Genomic DNA, 18,420 nt, shown 5'->3' with positions numbered 1-18,420 from the left:
GGACGATGCGGCGGGTGCGCCGGTCGCGGCCGTCGTCAGGAGGGCGAGGAGCAGGCAGAGCGCTGCCCCGATCCGGCGCCCGGGGGCCGGGACGGTGCGGGGTGCGGGATGCATGCGCCGTCCTCTCCGGGTGCCGGTGCAGGGGTGCGGTGGGCGCGGGGCTGTCCGCCGGGATGCGCGGGGAACGTGCGGCCGGGCGTCCGGGGTGCGGGGAGCCGCGCGGAGTCAGGGTTCGATGAGGCCGGTGCGGATGGCGTACCGGGTCAGCTCCAGCCGGTCGCGGAGGCCGAGCTTGTGCAGCAGGTTGGCCCGGTGGCGGTGCACCGTCTTGATGCTGATGAACAGGAGCTCGGCGATGTGCTTGGAGGAGTGCCCCTCGGCCACGAGTTTGAGGACCTCCTCCTCGCGGGGGGTGAGGACGCCGTCGCGGTCGTCCTCGCCGGGCGCGCCCCGCTCCAGGCAGGCGCGGATCAGGGCGGTCACCGCGCCGGGATGCAGGAACGGCTCGTTGCGCATCGCGGCCCGGCAGGCGCGGACCAGGTCGCGGTCCGCGACGGATTTCGGTACGTATCCGCAGGCGCCGGCCTTCAGGGCCTGGAGGAGGTACTGCTCGTTGTCGTGCATCGTGAGCATGAGGATCCGCACGTTCGGCCGGAGAGCGGCCAGCTCGCGGGCGGCCTGCAGGCCGGTGAGGCGCGGCATGGAGATGTCGAGTACGGCCAGGTCGATGTCCGCGCTCCGCGCCGCCCGAACGGCTTCGGCGCCGTCGCCCGCTTCGGCGACGATCTGCAGGTCCGGTTCCCGGTCGAGGATCAGGCGGATGCCGCGGCGTACGAGGGCGTGGTCGTCGGCGAGCAGGATGCGGGTCGGTCGCGGGGTGGGCACGGAGGGGCCCGGGGCCGGGGTGTGGCCGGGTCCGGGGAGGGCTGCGGGTGCGGGAAGGGGTGCGGCGCCGGGCATGGTCAAGGCTCCGTGAGCGCGGGGGCGGTGAGGCGGATGCGGGTGCCCGACCCGGGGGCGGAGGCGAGGTGGAGGGCGGCTCCCGCGAGGAGGGCGCGTTCGCGCATGCCGCGGATGCCGGCTCCCTCGCACGCTCCCCCGATGCCGCGGCCGTCGTCGGCGATCTCCAGCACGACCGCGTCGTCGGCCCGGTGCAGGCTCACGCCGACACGGCGCGCGTCGGCGTGCCGGGCCGCGTTCGTCAGGCTCTCCTGGGCCACCCGGTACAGGACGAGTTCGGTCTCCGGCTCCAGGGCCGGCAGACCGGTCTCGAAGCGGCGCACGACGTGCAGGCCGGTGTGGGTGGAGAAGTCCTGGGTGAGCGAGGTCAGGGCGCTCACCAGGCCCAGGTCGTCGAGGACGCCCGGGCGCAGACGGCGTACGAGGCGGCGTACCTCGTCCAGGCTGTCGCGGGTGATCTCCCGGGCCTGCTGGAGCTCCTCGCGCAGGGGTGCGTCTGCGGTGTCCGCGGCGCGGCCCAGCACGAGCAGGATCGCGGTCATGCTCTGGCCGACCTCGTCGTGCAGTTCCTGGGCGATCCGGCGGCGCTCCGCTTCCTGGGCGAGGAGTACGCGGGCACTGGATGAGGCCCTCTCCTGTTCCAGCCGCTCCAGCATGGCGTTGAACGCGCGGACCAACTGGCCGATCTCGCCGTCCGCACCTCCGCCGGGACCGGGCATGGGCAGGCGCTGGCCGGGGCGCAGCAGGTCGACGGTGGCCATCAGGGCCCTCAGCCGGTCCAGCGGTGCCAGGCCCCAGCGCAGCAGGGCCGCGTTGGCGACGAGCATGACCACCAGGCCGCCCACCAGGATGACCGCCTCGGTGAGGAGTACCGGCACCGAAACGGTCACCGGTGCCCACAGCAGGAGCGCGGTCGCCGCGCCCAGCACCACGCCGTTGAGCCCGAAGATCCGCCAGAACAGTGACACCGGCGCGGCCCCCTTCCTTTGATTAAGGACGTACAGGCGCCACTCTGCCTTTGCTTCTGGCGGATGTCGATGGGTTCTGACCCCCATATCCACGGTTCGAAAGCGGTCGTGTGGTCATGGCGGAAGGCGCGAGATGGGGCCTGTCACCCATGTCCTTCCGGCGGGGGGACGGGCAGAGTCGTAGGACCGCAGTGCCGGAACCTCCGACCGCCGACCGCCGACCGCCGACGGCCGTCCGTGCGCTGCCGTGGAAGCGGGCGCCACCTCTGCGCCCGGAGCCGACCCGAAGGGACTCTGCCGTGCCTCTCGACGTTTCCCGGACCGGCCCGCACCGCGGCCGGCTGTCCGCCCAGGACGCGCGCCGGCGTCTCGAGCACGCCCGCAGCAGCCGGGCCGCCCAGCTCCAGGCCCTCCTCGGAGGCGGGCAGAGCCCTGACGGGCACCTGATGTCCGCACAGGCGGAAGCCAACAGGCGGGTGCTCAAGGAGATCGAGGAGGCGTTCGCCCGACTCGACGACGGCTCCTACGGCACCTGTCTGAGCTGCTCGGCGGCCGTCCCCGCGGAGCGCTTGGAGATCCTGCCCTATACGCGGTACTGCGTCGCCTGCCAGAACCGACTGACCACCTGACTGCCATCCGGCAGTCCAGTCCGCGTGTCCGCCCTGTTCACAAGGGGTGTCGTCGTGAACCACCAGACCGTCAACGGACCGAGCGCGCACCTGTCGTTCGAGGACCTCGCGGCCCTGCAGGAGAACCTGCACGAACAGCTGCTGTTCCGCCGGGAGCAGTTGCGGAGGATCGCCGCTGCGTCGCAGGCGGAGGAGGCGCAGGGACGCAGCTCCCCGGGGCGGGTCGAGGTGCAGGTCACACTGGCCGCCTCGGCGCGCATGGTCCTCGCCGACGTCCGAGCGGCGCTGCAGCGGATCGCCGAGGGCCGCTACGGCATCTGCCACCTGTGCCGGCGGCCGATCGACCGGGAACGCCTGGCCATCGTGCCGCAGGCCCGCTACTGCGCGCGCTGCCAGCAGGTGCGGGAGGCCGGGCGATGAGCACGACTCACCGACGTGGTGCCGGCGTGCCCGTCAGGCATCCGTCCCGGCCGCGCTCCCCGCGGTACGACGGCCTTGTGCTGGACATGGGCAGTGCCCGGACGCGGGTCTGGGTCGCGAGCCGCGGCGTGGTCCTCGACGTACCCGGCATCAACGTGCCGGATGCGCGCGCAGTGCACGACCCGGCCGGGCGCGGCGCCATCGAGGACGTACCCGAGACCGCCCGGAGACTCGGCCGGCTGATCGCCCCTCACGTGCCGCGCCGTGCCCGTCCCCTCGTCGTGGTCACCACGCGGGTGATGCAGGGCCCGGTGTACCGGGAGCGGGCCCGTGCGGTCGCGGCGGTGCTGCGCCCGCGAGCCGTCGTCAGCCTGTCCACGGCCCGCGCCGCGGCCCTTGCGGCACACGCCGATCTCGCCCGGCCGCTGCTGGTCGCGGACGTCGGCGCCCACTCCAGCGAGGTCGTCCTGCTCGTCGACGGCGCGGTCGTCGACGCACGCAGTACCGCCCTCGGCACGGGCGACCCGGTCGGGGCCGGCCCTTCGGAGGAACTCGGGGACGCGGTCGCCGCGATGGTGCGCGCCATGCTCCGCCACGACCGCACCGCCATGACCGCCGCTGCGCTGGACCGGGGCGTGCTCCTGGCCGGTGGTGGCGGGCTGCGCCCCGACCTGGTCCCGCTGCTCGCCGACGGCCTGCGGGCGCCGGTGACGGCGGTCCGTCCGCCGCACACCGCTGCGCTCCGCGGCGCCGTCAGGGTGTTGTACGCCGCACAGGGCCACCCGTCGGCCCGGGCCGGATCCGCATGGCGGTCCTCCGGCTGCGGCCCGTAGGGTGCGGCCGGGCCTCGCCCGAACGGGCTGCCCGGCGGGCAGCGGCGTCCCGGCAGCCTCAGAATCGGTGCGGGAGAAGCACACGACGGGAGCGATCAGCATGCCGAACACCGCCGGTTGCTCAAGGAGGGCCCGCGTCGTCGCGGCCTCGGGCGTGCTGGCCGTCGCCGGGGCGGTCGTGGCCGGGTGCGGTGGCGGGGCGGCAGGCGGCGGGCAGGTCCCCGGGGCCGGGCCCCACCCGCAGGTGGCGCGCTCCGGGCGGGTCACGGTCGTCTACGAGACCGGTACGGTCGCACCGCAGGAACGGGAGGTCGTGGCTCTGATCCGGAAGTCCCGGGTGCTGGAGCGGACGGCGGACTGGGTGAACAGGACGCTCGCCCTCCCGCACGATCTGGTCGTGAAGGTCACCGGCGACGTCCCGCGCGGTGTCACCGACGCCGTCACCCAGCCTGACGGCAGGACGGTCTTCGTCCCCCCGTCATTCCTGGCCGAGATCCAGAAGGCCTTCGCCGACGTCGTGAAGACCGTCGAGCGGCCCGACCCGTTCCCGGCGTCGGAGTACAACACCGACGATCTGACCGTGCTGTCCACCGAGTTCATCTTCGGCCACGAGATGGGCCATGCACTGCAGCGCCAGCTGCTGCTGGCCAACCTCGGCCTCGAAGAGGACGCGGCCGACGGCTTCGCCTCCTTCTACACCATCGACGAGGTCGGGCCGGGCCCGTCGCTCGCCGCCGCGATCCTCTTCGACGAGATCGCCCGCAAGGAGGGAACGCCGACCCTGGAGAGCATGTCGAGCGACCACCCCGTCACCCAGCAGCGGGCCTACAACTTCCTGTGCTACCTGTACGGCAGCGACCCGCCGGAATACCAGCGGTCCCTGGTCGGCAGCGGCCGTCTCCCCAAGACCCGGGCCCCCCTGTGCCCGCAGGCGTGGGCGATGCTGGACTACGGCTGGTGGACACAGCTCCGGCCGCACTTCAGCCCGGCGTTCGAGGCCCGGGGCGACGGGGAGCAGAAGCAGGCGCAGGCGCGGTTGATCGCGCAGACGCGGGACCTGGCGAAGCGGATCGACGACATCCGCAGGAGCCAGTGATCCTTTCCAGGGCTCACGCTCCAGGGTGACGGTTGCGGCGGGGAAGTGGCCGGCTGTCGAGCACGACCGCCGTCCGGGGAGGCGTTTCGTGCAAGGATGGCGCCCGTGACCAGTTCGCCGTCCTCGCCCGTCACCGAGGGCAGTCCTCCCCGCGGCGGCCTCGGCCCCGGTGCGGCTTTCGTGCTCGTGTTCGGGTCTTCGGCTGCCGTCCTGGTGGTCGAGATCGTCGCTCTGCGGCTGCTGGCCCCGTACCTCGGCCTCACCCTGGAGACCAGCACCCTGGTGATCGGCATCGCCCTCACGGCGATCGCCTCCGGGTCCTGGCTGGGCGGACGCCTCGCCGACCGCGTCGATCCCCGCCGGCTCGTCGGGCCGGCGCTCGGGATGTCGGGGGCGGTCGTGGCGCTCACCCCCGCCCTGCTGCGCACCACTGCGGAACGGGTGCCGGCCGCCCTGCTGTTGGTCGCCTCGCTGGCCATCCTCGTGCCCGGCGCGCTGCTGTCGGCGGTGACGCCGATCGTCACCAAGCTGCGCCTGACGAGCCTGGCTGAGACAGGAACGGTCGTCGGGCGGCTGTCCGGCGTGGGCACGTTCGGCGCCATCGTCGGCACCGTCCTCACCGGGTTCGTCCTCGTGTCGCGCCTGCCGGTGAGCGGCATCCTGATCGGCCTCGGCACCCTGCTGGTGGCCGGTTCCGCGCTGGTGGAGTGGCGCAGGCGCGGATGGAACAGCACGCCCGTGCTGGCACTCGCGGTCCTCGCCGGCGGCCTCGCCGTCACCGTGGCGCCCGGCAACTGCGACCAGGAGACCCGCTACCACTGCGCGCGCATCGTCGCGGACCCCGCCCGGGCCACCGGCCGCACCCTCGTCCTGGACGGCTTGCGGCACTCCTACGTCGACGTCGACGACCCGGCCGTCCTGGAGTTCACGTACGTGCGGGCCATCGCGTCGGTCGTCGATGCCGCGTTCCCCGAGGGGCGGCCGCTCGCCGCCCACCACCTGGGGGGCGGCGGACTCACCCTCCCCCGCCATCTCGCCGCCACGCGCCCCGGCACGCGCAGCGTCGTGTCCGAGATCGACGACGGGGTCGTCCGCATCAACCGCGACCACCTGGGCCTGAGGCCGGGCAACGGTATCGACGTGCGCGTCGAGGACGGCAGGCTCGGCCTTCGGCGCCTGGACGCCGCCAGCCTGGATCTCGTCGTGGGCGACGCCTTCGGGGGCGTGAGCGTGCCCTGGCACCTCACGACGGCGGAGGCGATGGCCGACGTACGCCGTGTGCTCAACGGGGGCGGCGTGTACGTCGCCAACCTCATCGACCACGGCGACATGGCCTTCGCACGTGCCGAAGTCGCCACGCTCGGCGGAACCTTCGAGCACGTCGCCGTCATGGGCGAGCCCGAGGACATCGGCCTCGACCGCGCCACCGCTCCCTCGGGCGGCAACCTCGTGGCCCTCGCCTCCGACCGGCCGTTCGACGTCCCCGCGACACAGCGCGCTCTGGACGGCCGCGGGACCGGCTGGAAGATCGCCACCGGTGACGCCCTGACCGCCTGGATCGGCGGCGCCCGGCCGCTGAGCGACGACTACGCCCCCGTGGACCAGCTCCTCCAGCCGTACGGCCCTCCGCGCGGCCGCTGACGCCACAGCCCTCCTGCAGCGCAACTCCGCGACGCCTCTTCACCCGCCGCCCGGGCCTGCGTTGGCGTGGGGTTGTCCGTTCGGGGCCGCGGGGTCCGCTTCGGCGGCCACGGCGGAGGCCGACACGAGGGTCGCCGCGGCCAGGGTGCCCCACAGTGCGGTCGGGCCGTGCGGCGCGAGGGCGGTGATGGCCGCCGGTGAGACGGCGAGGCCGAAGCCGGAGGAGAACTCGAAGCGGGCCAGGGTGCGCCCCAGGGCACCCGGCGGGGCGAGGGCCGTCACCAGGGCGGTGGCGCTGCCGGTGTAGGCGATCTCACCGAGGGTGCAGACGACGGACACGGCGGCGACGCCGGCGGCGGCCCAGACCTGTCCGTCCCTGTCGGCCAGGGACGTCACGGCGAGGAAGCCCAGGTAGGAGGCTGCGAGGATGATGCCGGCGACGGCCATGGCGGTGCGCCGGGTGTAGCGGGACATCAGGATGGTGATCGGGACCTGGAGCACGACCACCAGAACGGTGTTGGCCACGAAGATCGCCGCCGACCACACCGGTGAGGCGTGCAGTTGCGTGAGCAGGATCAACGGGGAGGGCGATCTCCGGGATGTTGAGGCAGAAGACGTACACCGCGTTGGCGGCGAGAAGGGCGCGCATGCGGGGCGGGTGTCCGTCCGGGGCCGCCGCTGATCGGGACCGGGCTGCTGTGTTCCCGGGCTGCTCCGCTCGTACGCGGACCGGCCGCGCGAGTGCCGCGGCGGCCAGGTACGCCGTTCCCGTGACGGCTGCCAGCGCTTGCAGGGCGGAGGTCCCGCCGGCCATGCAGGCCATCGCGAGGAGGGCGCCGACCCCCATTCCGGCGTTGCGCAGGGCGCGTCCCGCGGCGAGGGCGGCGTCGCGCTCCCGCCCGTGGGCGAGGGTGGCGACGAGGGCCGCATGGGCGGCGGGCCAGGCCTGGTTGCCGATGCCCAGGAGGAGGGCCGCGGCGGTGAACGGCCAGGCGTGCCCCGGCGGGGTCGCGACCAGGACGGCCACGCCCAGTGCGCGGATCAGCGTCGAGGCGGCGACGACGGTGCTGCGGGCACCCCGGTCCAGCCACCGCCCGACGGCGGGCATGCAGAGCAGGCCGAGGACGATGCCGGCCGTCATGGCGAGGCCGGTGCCGAAGGCGGACAGGTCGAGGACCGTGACGCCGTAGAGGAGGAGGAAGGGCCGCAGGAGGCCCGTGCCGAGGGCGTCGATGGTCAGGGCGACGGCGTAGCGGGGGCCTCCCGAGGCGCGCAGCAGAGCGCGCGGCCGGACTTTCGGGACCCGGGTGCGGGCGAGGGCGGGGGTCGTGGCGGGCATGAGGGAACGGTGGGTTCGGCGGTGCGCGGGGGCACGTTGCTTGACGGAGATCGTCAACCGTCGCAGGCGCGTCCGGCGGAGTGGGGATGATGTGCGGATGACGTTGAGGATCGACATCGGCGGTGTGCCCAGCGAGGCGCTGCAGTTCGCCGCGTCCCCCCTGGCCGAGCTGACGGCGATGCTGCACGTGCTGGCCGAGCCGGACCACCATCCGGAGTTCGCCGCGTGGGCCGCCGAGGTGTGGGCCGGGCTGGAGCCGGAGCTGGCCGAGCGGCTGCGGGAGGCGGAGTTCCTCTGGCGTACGTCGCAGGCCGACTTCATGCTGCCGGCGCGGCCGCGGCGGACGCTCGGGGAGGAACTGGACGACGTGGACCGGATCGACGACGAGCGGTACGTGTCCGCCGCGCTGATCACCACGTGCGGCAACCGGGTCCACTTCGCGTCCCCCTCGCCCCTCACCGATGCCGCAACGCGCGAGCTGGCCCTCGACCTGGCCCAGGCCCGGGGCCCGCGCCAGGGAGCCTTCGCGGAGCGGCTCCTCGCGGATCCGGGGGCAGTACGGGCGCGCGTCCGGGAGACGCTGGAGGCTTGTGCCGGCGCCTTCTTCGACGCGGCGTGGGCCGATGCGGCCGTCCGGATCGCAACGGACCTGCGGTGGAAGAACGACCTGCTGAGGCGCCATGGCCTCGGGGCGGCCCTCGCCTCGGTCTCCGGCGTGGTGACCCTGGCGCCGGACGGCGACTCCATCCTCGTGGACAAGCTGCTGGACAAGGCGACGACCGCCAGGGGCAGCGGTGTCACCTTCATCCCGAGTGTCTTCGGCCGACCGCACCTTGCGGTGGTCCACGCGCCCGGCTGGCGGCCGGTCGTGCAGTACCCGGTGGACGGGCCCGGCCCCGCGGAGCCGGTTTCACTGGAGACGGTCGCGCTGCGGCTGGAGGCCCTCGCCCACCCGACCCGTCTGCGGCTGCTCCGCACCCTGGCCCGGGGACCGCACACCAACGGCGAGCTGGCCCACGCCTGGGAGCTGACGCCTCCGGAGGTCTCCCGCCACGTGGCGCTCCTGCGGCAGGCAGGGCTCGTCACGGCGCGGCGGGAGGGGCGGTACGTCCGCTACGGCCTCAACCTGTCGGACCTGACGGCGCTGGGCACCGACCTGCTGGCCGCGGCACTGCGGTAGCGGCGCCGGCCGGCTGCCGCGCAGCGGTAGCGGCCGGGGGGTCAGTCGGTGGGGGCGAGGGTGGTAAGGGCCGCCGTGACGGCGTCGAGGCGCGTGCGGTTGAGGGCGTAGAGGACGTGGTAGCCCTCGCGGTGGGTGGTGGTCGGCCGCCGTGGTCACCGCCGTGAGGCCGGCCGGGGCGCTGTACCTCGTCCGTCTGGGCGTCCAGGCGTATCGGCACCGCGGCCGTCTGCGCGCGGGAGCGGTCGCCGAGGGGGGCGAGCGGCGGGGTGCCCCGGGTCAGGGGTCGGGGTGGTGTCAGGCGGGGCGGGCGGCCCAGACCGTGCGCTTCGTGCGTACGGCCAGATCCTTGCGGTGCAGCAGGCCGTTCGGGCTGGTGGTGTCCAGGAGTTCGTCGAGGGCCGCGAGGTCCTCGGGGCCGAGTGCGGCCGCGGCAACGCTGCGGATGCGCTGCAGGCTGCCGTGGGCGTAGCGGCCGATCGCCTCGCTGCGCTCGCCCGGGATGTCGACGGTGAGGGTGCGCTCGGAGTCGACGGTGAAGCCGGCGGCCTTCAGCATCGGCCCCCAGTCGGCGCCGCGGTGCGGAACGTGCTCGGAGTGGAAGCGGTCCGTCGCGGCGTGGGCGCGCTCTTCGAGGCCGGGTCGGCTCTCCGGGGCGTGGGCGGGGAGGAAGCGGGGGAAGCCGGCGAGCTCGACGACGGCGAACAGACCGGCGGGGGCGAGGAGTTCCCGGACGTTGCGCAGGGCGCGATCGGGGTCGGCCATGTGGTGCATCGAGGCCGAGGCCCATACCAGGTCCGGCGTGCCGAGGTCGGGCCAGGGGTCGGTGTCGAGGTCGGCCTGGACGGTCCGTACGCGGCCCTCGACACCGCGGGCGCACGCCTTCTCGCGCAGGAGGCGGAGGTGCCCGGCCGAGGCGTCGACGGCGGTGACGTGTGCGTCGGGGAAGCGGTCGAGGAGCGCGAAGGTGCCCGCGCCCGTGCCGCTGCCCAGGTCGACGATCTGGTGCGGCCGGCCGTTCAGCGGCAGCCAGGCGGTGAGGGAAGCGGTGTGTTCGGCGAGCACTTCGGCGTCCAGGTCGAGGATCTCCGCTTGGCCGGCGTCGCCGTGCTCGTGGTGGGAGGAGGTGTGGTGGTGCGTTTCGCTCATGCCGCCACCGTACAGACTGATGCGCCTGCCGCAAGGCTCCTTGCCTAGTGCGCAAGAAAGCAGGGCTGTGTGCTGCTCGCCGCGCAATGGGCCGGCTGCAGGGCGGGGCGTCAGGTGGCGTCGGCGTCTTTCTGGTGGCCGCGGCGGGCGTCGCGGTCGAAGATGCCGAGGATCTCGCAGGGGCCGCCCTCGGCGCCGATGGCGTGCGGCATCATCGTGGGGAATTCGGCGGCCTGGTTGGTCTCGATGCGGAAGCGCCGGTGGCCGAGCATGAGGACGGCTGTGCCGGAGAGCACCACCAGCCATTCACGGCCGGGGTGGGCGCGCATTCCGGCGGGGTTGTCGGGCGGCGGGTCCGTCATGCGCCGGCGCACCACGGTCATGCCGGGCTCCCCCTTGACGGGCCAGCGCATCAGGCCGCGGGCACCGTCGATCATCGGGCTGATGACGACGTCGTCGGCGGCGTTCTCCACGAGCTGGTCCAGGGTGGTGTCCAGAGCGCGGGCGAGGGTGACGAGCTGGTCGAGGGCGAGTCGACGCCGGCCGTTCTCGATGCGGCTGAGCGAGGACGGGCTGAGGTTGGCGCGAGTGGCCAGCTCCTCCAGGGACCAGCCCTGCGCCACGCGCAGGGCTCGGATCCGCTTGCGTACGAGGCTGTCGAGCTCCCCGTCATCTTGCGTCATGGGCAGCATGGTATGCCTCTGGGGCAGTACGGGCTGTGCCCTGCGCATGAGGTCACGGTGTCGGCAGGTCCGGCCGGGGCGGTGGAGTGAACACCGAGCGGGGGAGGGCGTCAAGTCCCGAGATGCAGGGGCGTGACCCGGTTGTCGCCCGTGGGGCCCAATGGAAGCACGGCCCCAGCAAGGGGCGACTCGGATCGGCCGGGCGATGGACCGGCGGACTTACCCCCCAGGAGACACCCATGACCCGCATCAACCTCACCCAGCGTCTCGCCCTCCTCGGTGCCTGCGGAGCCCTCGCCGCCGGCGGAGCGCTCCTCCCCTCCACCGCCTTCGCCGCGCCGGCCGCGCCGCAGACGCCGGCCGTCCAGACGACCCAGGAGCACGTGGCGCACGAGGGCCGCGCCAAAACGATCGTGACGACCAAGATCACGGTCACGAAGCGCACCCTGAGTGACGGGCGGGTCAAGGTCACCACCGTCAAGACGGTGACCAAGATCACCAAGAACCATCACGGCAAGGTCCTCAAGAAGACCGTCACCACCACCACAACCGTGAAGTTCCATCACGCCCCCGACGACGACCACGACCGAGACTGAGGATCCGGCCTCGACCTCGCGGTCATCGGTCACCCGTCGGCCCTGCCTCAGGGAGCCTCCCGGCCTCGCACGAGGCCGGGAGGCTCCCCATCGGCTGTGGCAGGGGTGCCGGCGGAGCGGTCCCGGCTCCGGATGTGGGCGGCCGCGGTGTGCAGGGCCGCGAGGACCGTGCGGACGGCCTTCCGGGCGGTGCGTTCGGGGCGGTGGAGGACGTCGATGTCGCGTCGGGCGTGGACTGCGCTGAGCGGCCTGAGGACGACGCCGGGGTGCGGCCGGGCCGTCCAGCGGGGCATCAGCGCGAGGCCGCCGCCGGCGGCGACGACCTCGGCGACCACGGCGAACTCGTTGATCCGGTGGACGATGTCCAGCCGGCGGTTGGCGACGACGGCGATGGCCTTGATGGTCTGCATCAGCGGGAAGCCGTCGTGGACGGTGATCCACGGCTGGTCCGCCACCTCGTGCGGCGCGAGCGCGGGACGGGAGGCCAGCGCGTGGCCGGCCGGCAGGGCGATGTCCAGGGGTTCACGCAGGAGCGTCCTGGAGGTCACCGTGCGCGGCCACGGGGGGCCGTGGTCGAGGCGGTGGGCGAGTACGAGGTCGTAGCGCCGGGTGAGGGCGGGGAAGTCGTCCTGGGCGACGTCTTCGTCCGCGAGGGCCAGGTGGGGGCTGCCGGGGCCGGCGAGGCTGCGCAGCAGGGGCGGGAAGAAGGACGAGGCCGCGCTGTGGAAGGCGGCCACCGATACGCCGCCGTCCGCCTGCTCGGCGAAGTCGGTGACAGCGTGCCGCGCCTGGGCCAGGGCCGTCTCGACGTGGACGGCCGCCGCGGCCAGGGCCTGGCCGGCGTCGGTCAGGACCAGGCGGCGGCCGGCGCGTTCGGTGAGCGGGACGGGGAGGGAGCGCTGCAGCAGCCGCAGCTGCTGGGAGATCGCGGAAGGGGTGACGTGCAGCGCCTCGGCGACTGCACTGACGCTGCCCAGGTCCCCGAGTTCGCGCAGGATGCGCAGTTGGCGTTCGTCCACGGCGACAGTGTAGGGCTGCTACATGATCGGTTTAGATCTTGGTTGTGGTCTTCAACGTGCTGGTGGGGCACGGTGGGCGCATGCATGTTGCCCGCCGCACGGATGCGGTTCTCCTGCTGGTCGCGCTCGTCTGGGGCTCCAGCTACCTCGCCGCCAAGACGGCCACCGCCGCCCTTCCCGTCCTGGCGGTCCTCTTCGCCCGGTACGCCCTGTCCGCAGTGGCCTGTGGGGCGCTGGTGGCGTTCCGGCGCCGGAGGCGGGCGTGGACACGTGCGGAGGTGCGCGCCGGGTTGCTGCTCGGGACGACGCAGGCCGCCGTGCTGGTGCTGGAGACGTACGGGGTGGCGCACACCAGCGCCGCCAACGCAGGGCTGATCATCAGTCTGACCATCGTGCTGACCCCGCTGCTGGACCGCACCGGCGGCCGGCTGCCGGGGAGGTTCTTCCTCGCCGCCGCATGCTGCGTCGCGGCCGTCGGGCTGCTCACCGTCGGCACCGGCTTCCAGGCGCCGCGGCTCGGGGACGGGCTGATGCTCGCCGCCGCGGCCGTGCGGGCCGGGCACGTCGCGCTCGTCGGACGGCTCACCGCCGGCCGGCCCGTGGACCCGCTGAACCTCACCGCCGTCCAGACCGTCGTGGGTGCGGCGCTGTTCCTGCCGCTCGCCCTCGGCCATCTGCCGGAACTGTTCCACAGCAGTGGTGCGACGTGGATGCAGCTCGTCTATCTCGCCCTGTTCTGCAGCGTGTTCGCGTTCCTCGCCCAGACGTGGGCGGTGCAGGGCACGTCCGCGAGCCGGGCCAGCCTGCTCCTGGGCACGGAGCCGATCTGGGCGGTCGCCGTGGGGATCGGCGTCGGCGGTGAACGGCTCACCATGTGGGCCGGCCTCGGCGCCGGGCTCATGGTCGCCGGGACCTATTGGGGCCAGGCCATCGAACGCGCCCACCGCACCGCAGTCGCCCCACAGGCCGCCTCCGGCGCGGAAGACCGCCGCGGGCCGACCGGGGTTCCGGAGCCCGTCCGCCCCGCCGGGTGACCCGTCGCGGGCCCGGCGGCTCCACGGCCCGGTCGGGGCGGGCTCAGGCGTCAGGACGGCGTGGCGGCCCGGTCCGACGCGCTGCGCAGCACGCAGAACTCGTTGCCCTCGGGGTCTGCGAGGACCGCCCAGCCGGAGCCGTCGGGATTGCGGCGGTCGGCGACGAGGGTCGCGCCGAGGCCCAGGAGGCGTTCCACCTCCTGCTCGCGCGTGGTGTCCGGGCGCAGGCACAGGTGGATGCGGTTCTTGACCGTCTTGGGCTCGGGCACCTGGTTGAAGTACAGCAGCGGCCCCTCCTCCAGCAGCACCTGGACCTCCGGGTCCCCCGGTCGGGCCTCCGGATCGACCGGACCACCCGTCACCCTGCTCCAGAAGCAGGCGAGTCCGTAGGCGTCGCAGCAGTCAATCGCCACGTTCTGCACGACCGAGACCATGTCGGTGGGCCTTCCTTGTATCCGCACCGGACGCCGCCTCGGGGCGTCCGGCGCCTGCCGGCGGGCCACCACCTCTACGGCACGAAGATCACTGGGGGCAAGCCCCTCCCCCGAGGCCGCGGCCGCCGTGCCGGGCCATCATGAGGGCATGACCGATCGCGACGATTTCCTGGCATGGGTCAGAACCGAGCTGTACGCGGCGGAGGTCGCACTGCACAACGGCGACGCGGCAGCCCGCCGCGCCCTCTGGTCGTGCAGCGAACCGGTGAGCGTTCTCGGCGCGTGGCGCGACGCCGCCGGCCGCGCCGAGCTGGACGCCCTCTTCACCGGCCTCGCGGAGACGTTCTCCGACTGCACGTCGTACGTGTTCGAGCTGCAGGCGTACGACGTCTCGGGCGACATGGCGTACACCGTCGGCCTCGAGCACACCTCCGCCTCCGTGAACGGGGAGCCCCGCACGTACACGCTGCGCGCCACCCAGGTGTACCGCAGGGAGGACGGCGCCTGGCGCGTGGCCCACCGGCATGCGGACACGGTGACCGGGGGCGTGTCCGCTCCGGGTGCACGGGGCCGCGCCCCACGGTAGCTTCGAAGGACGCGCGTTCCGCCCCAAACGCAGCGGCTCCGCCGGCTTCGGCGGCAGCCGCCGAAGCCGGCGAAGGAACGGGATCGCATTGTCCGAGCACACCCTCCGTGCGGGGGCTGCCGCGGCCGCTCTCGCGTGCCTGGCCGCCTTCGGCCCCGCATCCGGCAGCGTCGCCTCCCCGGCCGCGACACCGAGCCCGACGGGTCCGACGGGCGCCCGGTTCGTACCGGGGGCCTGCCCCGAGCCGCCCGAGCCCATCGAAGCGCTGGCGGGCGCGAAGTGCGGCGTCTTGGAGGTGCCGGAGAACCGCTCCCGGCCCGGCGGCCGGACGATCAGGCTGGCGGTGGCGAGGATTCCCGCCGCCGCGGAGAAGCCCGCGCCGGACCCGGTGGTGTTCATGGCGGGCGGGCCCGGCGCCGACACGTTCGACGACATCCCGTTCCTCGTCGACTCCGGACTGAACAAGGACCGCGAGCTCATCGTCATGGGCCAGCGCGGCAATCTGTACGACCAGCCGAACCTGGCCTGCCCCGAGGTCGACCGGTTCAACGAGCAGGCCGTCGGCCTGGGCTACGACTCCGCGCAGGCGAAGCAGATCATGCGGAAGGCGGTGACGGACTGCCGGGCCCGGCTCGTCGCCGACGGCGTCGACCTGAACGCCTACAACACCACGGAGAACGCCGCCGACTTCGCCGACCTGCGCACGGCGCTCGGCATCCCCCAGTGGAACGTGTACGGGTACTCGTACGGTTCCAACCTGGCCCTCACCTACCTGCGCCTGCACCCCGCGGGGATCCGCTCGGTGGCGATCGACTCCGTCGCCCCGTCCCAGTACGTGACCCTCCCCTGGACCTGGAGCAGCACCTCCGAGGGCATCCGCAGCATCTTCGCGGCGTGCGCGGCGCAGCCCGCCTGCAAGGACCGCTACCCGGACCTGCCCGGCATGCTGACGGAGCAGATCCGCAAGCTGGAGGCGCAGCCGCTGACCCTGGACGTCACGCCGGAGGGCGGCGGGAAGCCGGTCAAGACGGTGCTCGACGGCGGCGCGCTGCTGAACCTGATCGTCGCGTTCACGCCGCGGCCGAACGACCTGCCGGCGGCGCTCGACGAGCTGAGCCGCGGGAACCCGGAGCGCTTCGCGCAGGCGCGCGCGGCCGGATCCGTCCAGGAGGCCGGCCAGTTCGCCCACGGCCTGACGAATTCGATCGCGTGCGCCGAGTGGGCTCCCGGGTACACGGAGGCCGACGTGCTGGCGGCGGGCCGCAAGGAGTACCCGGACTGGCCGGACTCGGTGCTGGCGCAGGCGCCGCAGCTGCCCTTCCAGTACCCGGTGTGCGGGATCTGGGACGTGGCGGACCGCGCGGAGATCCAGCGCGTGCCCACGGCAAGCGCGGTGCCGGCCCTCGTCGTCTCCGGCACGTTCGACGTGAAGACGGGCGCGAGTTGGGCGAAGGGTGTCGCCGCCGACCTGTCCCGCTCGACGTCCGTGCTGGTCCCCGGCATCGGCCACTGGGTCGTCCCGCAGTCGCCGTGCGCGCAGCAGGTGCTGGCGTCGTTCTTCGCCCGCCCGACCGCCCCCGACACCTCGTGCGTGGACGGTCTCAAGCCGGCGCCGTTCACGATCATCCCGAAATGAGCGGGAGGGCAGATGACGCTCCACCACACGCCCCGCAGGCGCACCGTACGGCGGCTGCGGGCGGCGTCCGCGGGCATGGCGACCGGTGTGCTCGTCGCCGGGCTGCTCGCCGTGCCCGCGGCGCAGGCGCAGTCCGGCGCCGACGCCACTGCCACGCCCGGCGCGCCGATCGGCACGGCCGCCCGCACCGTCGGCGACGCGAGCTACGCACCGGGCGCCTGTCCGAAGACGCCGGAGCCGATCGAGGAGCTCGAAGGGGCCCGCTGCGGAACCCTCACCGTCCCCGAGAACCGCGCCCGGCCGGACGGCAGGCAGATCAGGCTCGGTGTCGCGATCGTGCCCGCGCTGTCGGCCACGCCGAAGCCCGACCCCATCGTGTGGCTCGCCGGCGGGCCCGGCGACGACGCGGTCGGCGAGGCGAAGATGGCGATCAGCGGCGGCCTGAACCGCGACCGGGACGTCATCCTCATGTCCCAGCGCGGCACGTACTCGGCCGAGCCGAACGTCCTGTGCCCGAACATCGACGCGTTCAACGCGCGCGCCGTCGGCCTCGTCTCCGGTGCACCCTCCACCGAACGCCTGCACGTCGAGGCCACCCGGGCCTGCCGCGACCGGCTGGCCGCCAAGGGCATCGACCTCGCCGCCTACAACGACACCGAGAGCGCCGCCGACTACGAGGACCTGCGCGCCGCGCTCGGCCTGAAGCAGTGGAACCTGTACGCCATCTCCTACGGCACCCACCTCGCGCTGGTGTACATGCGCCTGCACCCCGACGGGCTGCGCTCGGTCGCCCTCGACGGCATCCTGCCGCCGGCCATATCGGGTTCGGCGGCGACCTGGAGCAGCGCCCGGCAGGGCTTCGACGGCGTGTTCAAGGCGTGCGCGGACGAGCCGGCGTGCAACGAGCGGTACCCGAACCTGTCGGCCACCTTCGACGAGCTCGTCCGCGACCTCGAAGCGAAGCCGGTCACGACGACCGTCACGCTGCCGGGCAGCGACAAGCCGGTGAAGGTCGTGCTGGACGGCGGCACGCTGGTGAACTGGATGACCTCCGCCACCCACGTCGCACCGCAAGTCCCCATTGCCATCGACGAGTTGGCCAACGGCAAACCCCAGCGGATCGCGCAGCAGTACGCAGGCGGCAAGCTCAGCCCGGCGGCCATGGGCAGGGTCGCACACGGCCTCGTCTACGGCGTGTTCTGCAGCGAGTGGACGCCGTACGAGACGGAGGAGCAGGCTCTGGAGGGCGGCCGGAAGGCGTTCCCGACGTACCCCCGCTCGGTGCAGGAGCAGGCGCCGCAGCTGACCTATCTCCGGCCGGACTGCGACGTGTGGGACGTGCCCCCGGCCGACCCGTCGATCCGGGACGCCACCCGCAGCGACATTCCGACGCTCGCCCTGTCCGGCAGCTTCGACGCCCAGACCGGCGCGGACAACGGGCCGTACGTCGCGCGCACGCTGCCCAACGCCACGGTCGTCACCGTCCCGTACGAGCCGCACGTGGTGTTCGCCACCTCGAAGTGCGCGCAGCAGATCGCCGTCTCCTTCTTCGACACCCCGGACGCGGCGGACACGGAGTGCCTCAAGGGCCTGAAGCCGCCCGGGTTCGAGATCGGGCAGCGCGGTTCGACCCGGTAGCGTCGAACGGCCCCGCTGGCGTCAGGTGCCCGGCAGGGTGTGCTGCAGCCAGTCGAAGACGACCTCGCAGTGCAGCTGCGGCGCCATCGGAGAGCAGTGCAGTTGTGCTCCCTGCGCCGCCGTCAGCCGTACGTAGTCCTTGGGCGAGGTGAGGGCGTCGTACATCTGGCGGGGCTGGCCGGGGTAGAACTGCTCGCCTTCGTAGTCGAGGACGAGGGTGGGGGCCTTGATGCGGGGGACGACGTCCGTGATCTTCATGGCTTGGATGCGGGTGGCCGGGGTGTAGAAGTCCGTGAACAACCGGCCCTGTCGGGCTTCGAGCATCGCGGGGACGGAGAACGGCTCGAAGCGCTTCTTCATGGTCGCGGCGGCCTCCGGGGGCAGCTCCGGGACGACCTCCTTGTTCCAGATGTCGTTCGTCTGCTGCTTGTCGGGCGTGAGGATCTGGCGGATCTCGGGCGGGAAGCCCAGCCAGGGGTCCACGCAGCCCGGCATCGCCACCAGGGCGGCGATCCGGCTTTCGAACGCCGCGGCGCGGGGTGCGAGGTCGCCCGCCATGCTGAGGCCCGTCAGGGCGAT

At 73.4% G+C, this 18,420-nt stretch carries 18 protein-coding genes and 1 pseudogene; 11 read left to right on the top strand and 8 right to left on the bottom strand.

The annotated features are described in order from the left end of the window. Positions 1-225: 225 nt before the first annotated feature. On the bottom strand, positions 226-960 hold the full coding sequence (locus IE170_RS15205; protein WP_189809893.1) for a response regulator: 735 nt from the start codon (positions 958-960) through the stop codon (positions 226-228). A 2-nt stretch (positions 961-962) separates the two neighbouring features. Continuing rightward, positions 963-1,928, bottom strand: coding sequence for a HAMP domain-containing sensor histidine kinase (locus tag IE170_RS15200; protein WP_189809892.1), 966 nt, complete (start codon positions 1,926-1,928; stop codon positions 963-965). A gap of 299 nt (positions 1,929-2,227) precedes the next feature. Here IE170_RS15200 and IE170_RS15195 point away from each other — a divergent pair, with 299 nt between their 5' ends. The 5 genes from IE170_RS15195 (at position 2,228) to IE170_RS15175 (ending at position 6,547) form a co-directional block, all read left to right on the top strand. After that, complete coding sequence (locus IE170_RS15195) at positions 2,228-2,557, top strand: TraR/DksA family transcriptional regulator (protein WP_229884781.1); 330 nt, start codon at positions 2,228-2,230, stop codon at positions 2,555-2,557. 54 nt (positions 2,558-2,611) lie between these two features. Further along, a complete protein-coding gene (locus tag IE170_RS15190; protein WP_189809890.1) occupies positions 2,612-2,977 on the top strand; it encodes a TraR/DksA family transcriptional regulator in 366 nt (121 codons plus the stop codon). Between the two features lie 26 nt (positions 2,978-3,003). Beyond that, positions 3,004-3,810 (top strand): rod shape-determining protein, encoded by an 807-nt coding sequence (locus tag IE170_RS15185; RefSeq protein ID WP_229884779.1) that lies wholly within the window; start codon positions 3,004-3,006, stop codon positions 3,808-3,810. 100 nt (positions 3,811-3,910) lie between these two features. After that, positions 3,911-4,906 carry a DUF4344 domain-containing metallopeptidase gene (locus tag IE170_RS15180; protein ID WP_189809888.1) on the top strand — a complete coding sequence of 332 codons (996 nt, stop codon included), beginning with the start codon at positions 3,911-3,913 and terminating at the stop codon, positions 4,904-4,906. Positions 4,907-5,011: 105 nt separating this feature from the next. Then, positions 5,012-6,547, top strand: a complete 1,536-nt coding sequence (locus IE170_RS15175; RefSeq protein WP_189809887.1) for a fused MFS/spermidine synthase — start codon at positions 5,012-5,014, stop codon at positions 6,545-6,547. 39 nt (positions 6,548-6,586) lie between these two features. On the opposite strand, the pseudogene IE170_RS15170 reads toward IE170_RS15175, so the two are convergent. Beyond that, a pseudogene (locus IE170_RS15170) lies at positions 6,587-7,886 on the bottom strand (MFS transporter). A gap of 97 nt (positions 7,887-7,983) precedes the next feature. Between IE170_RS15170 and IE170_RS15165 the strand changes: the two are divergent. Then, a complete protein-coding gene (locus IE170_RS15165; RefSeq protein WP_189809886.1) occupies positions 7,984-9,066 on the top strand; it encodes a DUF5937 family protein in 1,083 nt (360 codons plus the stop codon). Between the two features lie 297 nt (positions 9,067-9,363). Here IE170_RS15165 and IE170_RS15160 read toward each other — a convergent pair whose 3' ends face one another. Together IE170_RS15160 and IE170_RS15155 are read right to left on the bottom strand one after the other, a co-directional pair. After that, positions 9,364-10,215 (bottom strand): class I SAM-dependent methyltransferase, encoded by an 852-nt coding sequence (locus tag IE170_RS15160; protein ID WP_189809885.1) that lies wholly within the window; start codon positions 10,213-10,215, stop codon positions 9,364-9,366. A 110-nt stretch (positions 10,216-10,325) separates the two neighbouring features. Further along, a complete protein-coding gene (locus IE170_RS15155) occupies positions 10,326-10,898 on the bottom strand; it encodes an XRE family transcriptional regulator (protein ID WP_189809884.1) in 573 nt (190 codons plus the stop codon). A 239-nt stretch (positions 10,899-11,137) separates the two neighbouring features. On the opposite strand from IE170_RS15155, the gene IE170_RS15150 reads away from it, so the two are divergent. Beyond that, positions 11,138-11,494: a hypothetical protein gene (locus IE170_RS15150; RefSeq protein ID WP_189809883.1), complete on the top strand. Its 357-nt coding sequence runs from the start codon at positions 11,138-11,140 to the stop codon at positions 11,492-11,494. A gap of 47 nt (positions 11,495-11,541) precedes the next feature. Here IE170_RS15150 and IE170_RS15145 read toward each other — a convergent pair whose 3' ends face one another. Beyond that, entirely contained in the window at positions 11,542-12,513 is a 972-nt protein-coding gene (locus IE170_RS15145) for a LysR family transcriptional regulator (RefSeq protein ID WP_189809882.1), read from the bottom strand. 80 nt (positions 12,514-12,593) lie between these two features. Between IE170_RS15145 and IE170_RS15140 the strand changes: the two genes are divergently transcribed. Continuing rightward, positions 12,594-13,547 (top strand): DMT family transporter, encoded by a 954-nt coding sequence (locus tag IE170_RS15140; RefSeq protein ID WP_189809881.1) that lies wholly within the window; start codon positions 12,594-12,596, stop codon positions 13,545-13,547. Positions 13,548-13,597: 50 nt separating this feature from the next. Here IE170_RS15140 and IE170_RS15135 read toward each other — a convergent pair whose 3' ends face one another. Next, on the bottom strand, positions 13,598-13,981 hold the full coding sequence (locus IE170_RS15135; protein WP_189809880.1) for a VOC family protein: 384 nt from the start codon (positions 13,979-13,981) through the stop codon (positions 13,598-13,600). 148 nt (positions 13,982-14,129) lie between these two features. On the opposite strand from IE170_RS15135, the gene IE170_RS15130 reads away from it, so the two are divergent. From IE170_RS15130 to IE170_RS15120, 3 genes are all read left to right on the top strand, one after another. Further along, positions 14,130-14,567, top strand: a complete 438-nt coding sequence (locus tag IE170_RS15130) for a nuclear transport factor 2 family protein (protein WP_189809879.1) — start codon at positions 14,130-14,132, stop codon at positions 14,565-14,567. An 88-nt stretch (positions 14,568-14,655) separates the two neighbouring features. Beyond that, complete coding sequence (locus IE170_RS15125) at positions 14,656-16,203, top strand: alpha/beta fold hydrolase (RefSeq protein WP_189809878.1); 1,548 nt, start codon at positions 14,656-14,658, stop codon at positions 16,201-16,203. A gap of 12 nt (positions 16,204-16,215) precedes the next feature. Next, positions 16,216-17,841, top strand: a complete 1,626-nt coding sequence (locus tag IE170_RS15120; RefSeq protein WP_189809877.1) for an alpha/beta fold hydrolase — start codon at positions 16,216-16,218, stop codon at positions 17,839-17,841. 21 nt (positions 17,842-17,862) lie between these two features. Here IE170_RS15120 and IE170_RS32640 read toward each other — a convergent pair. Further along, positions 17,863-18,420 (bottom strand): alpha/beta hydrolase family protein (locus IE170_RS32640; protein ID WP_373298992.1); only part of this gene is annotated, 558 nt, incomplete at its 5' end.

The organism is Streptomyces toxytricini (assembly GCF_014649915.1).
GTDB classification, from domain to species: Bacteria; Actinomycetota; Actinomycetes; order Streptomycetales; family Streptomycetaceae; genus Streptomyces; species Streptomyces toxytricini.
This window is presented reverse-complemented; position numbering and strand designations above follow the sequence as displayed.

Bases quoted from the DNA above. Each gene is read 5' to 3' on its own strand.
- IE170_RS15205 (WP_189809893.1), bottom strand. From the start codon at position 960: ATGCCCGGCGCCGCACCCCTTCCCGCACCCGCAGCCCTCCCCGGACCC.
- IE170_RS15180 (WP_189809888.1), top strand. From the start codon at position 3,911: ATGCCGAACACCGCCGGTTGCTCAAGGAGGGCCCGCGTCGTCGCGGCC.
- IE170_RS15165 (WP_189809886.1), top strand. From the start codon at position 7,984: ATGACGTTGAGGATCGACATCGGCGGTGTGCCCAGCGAGGCGCTGCAG.
- IE170_RS15160 (WP_189809885.1), bottom strand. From the start codon at position 10,215: ATGAGCGAAACGCACCACCACACCTCCTCCCACCACGAGCACGGCGAC.
- IE170_RS15155 (WP_189809884.1), bottom strand. From the start codon at position 10,898: ATGACGCAAGATGACGGGGAGCTCGACAGCCTCGTACGCAAGCGGATC.
- IE170_RS15150 (WP_189809883.1), top strand. From the start codon at position 11,138: ATGACCCGCATCAACCTCACCCAGCGTCTCGCCCTCCTCGGTGCCTGC.
- IE170_RS15140 (WP_189809881.1), top strand. From the start codon at position 12,594: ATGCATGTTGCCCGCCGCACGGATGCGGTTCTCCTGCTGGTCGCGCTC.
- IE170_RS15135 (WP_189809880.1), bottom strand. From the start codon at position 13,981: ATGGTCTCGGTCGTGCAGAACGTGGCGATTGACTGCTGCGACGCCTAC.
- IE170_RS15130 (WP_189809879.1), top strand. From the start codon at position 14,130: ATGACCGATCGCGACGATTTCCTGGCATGGGTCAGAACCGAGCTGTAC.
- IE170_RS15120 (WP_189809877.1), top strand. From the start codon at position 16,216: ATGACGCTCCACCACACGCCCCGCAGGCGCACCGTACGGCGGCTGCGG.